This window comes from Thalassospira sp. MCCC 1A01428 (genome assembly GCF_002115825.1).
Lineage (GTDB): Bacteria > Pseudomonadota > Alphaproteobacteria > Rhodospirillales > Thalassospiraceae > Thalassospira.
Genome location: NZ_JFJZ01000127.1, coordinates 1 through 1,446, shown reverse-complemented (window position 1 = coordinate 1,446; position 1,446 = coordinate 1). Strand labels below are relative to the sequence as shown.

The 1,446-nt window shown below is 56.6% G+C and carries 1 protein-coding gene; it reads right to left on the bottom strand.

Annotated features, from left to right (window positions below):
• Positions 1-1,446, bottom strand: a 1,446-nt coding sequence (locus tag THS27_RS27055) for a beta strand repeat-containing protein (protein ID WP_371456362.1), incomplete at both ends; no start/stop codon positions are given.

Below are 1,446 nucleotides of genomic sequence, written 5' to 3'. Positions count from 1 at the left end.
CAACATCACCCGACCCGGCACCGTCATTGGCCTTTACACCAATGGTGGTAACACCCGTTCCTGTCGCATCCGCAGCAGACGTGTATTTAATGGCACCGACCGTATCCAGATAGGTATTGATCGCCGAAACCGTACCCGTCAGGGTCAATGTTGCGGTACCTGTACCACCAACCGTCACGCCGGTTCCATCCGATGCAGCAAGCGTTCCGGCCCCGGCCGTGAACGTCACGGTGAGGGTCGCACCACTATCCACGTCGGTAAAGGCAATCGCCGAAAGGTCAAGGTCGCTGGCGCTATCTTCGGTTACTGTCACCGTCGCGGGCACACCCGAAGCGGTAGGAGCATCATTCACACCGGTAACAGTAACAGACATGCTGCCAAGGTTAACATCACCCGATCCGTCACCGTCATTGGCCTGAACACCAATGGTGGTAACACCCGTTCCCTCTGCATTCGTAGCAGAGGTGTATTTGATGGCCCCAACCGTATCCATATAGGTATTGATCGCCGAAACCGTACCCGTCAGGGTCAGCGCCGTACTCGTCCCGCCAACCGTAACACCGGTTCCATCCGATGCAGCAAGCGTTCCGCCCCCGGCACTAAAGGTCACGGTGATATCACCGCTGCTATCAACATCGGCAAACGTAATCGCCGAAAGATCAAGATTACTGGCAATATCTTCGGTTACCGTCACCGTCGCAGGCACGCCCGTCACCGTGGGGGCATCATTCACATTGGTGACATTGACCGATATATTACCAAAAGCAACATCACCCGATCCGGCGCCGTCATTAGCCTTTACACCAATGGTGGTAACACCCGTTCCCTCTGCATTCGTAGCAGAGGTGTATTTAATGGCACCGACCGTATCCAGATAAGTATTGATCGCCGAAACCGTGCCTGTCAGGGTCAGCGCCGTACTGGTCCCGCCAACCGTAACACCGGTTCCATCCGATGCAGCAAGCGTTCCGGCCCCGGCCGTGAACGTCACGGTGAGGGTCGCGCCACTATCCACGTCGGTAAAGGTAATCGCCGAAAGATCAAGGTTGCTGGCGCTATCTTCGATTACTGTCACCGTCGCGGGCACACCCGAAGCGGTAGGAGCATCATTCACACCGGTAACAGTAACAGACATGCTGCCAAGGTTAACATCACCCGACCCGGCACCGTCATTGGCCTTTACACCAATGGTAGTCACCGCCGTTCCCTCTGCATTCGTAGCAGAGGTGTATTTGATGGCCCCAACCGTATCAAGATAGGTATTGATCGCCGAAACCGTGCCCGTCAGGGTCAGCGCCGTACTGCTCCCGCCAACCGTAACACCGGTTCCATCCGATGCAGCAAGCGTTCCGGCCCCGGCCGTGAACGTCACGGTGAGGGTCGCGCCATTATCCACGTCGGTAAAGGCAATCGCCGAAAGGTCAAGGTCGCTAGCACTATCTTCGG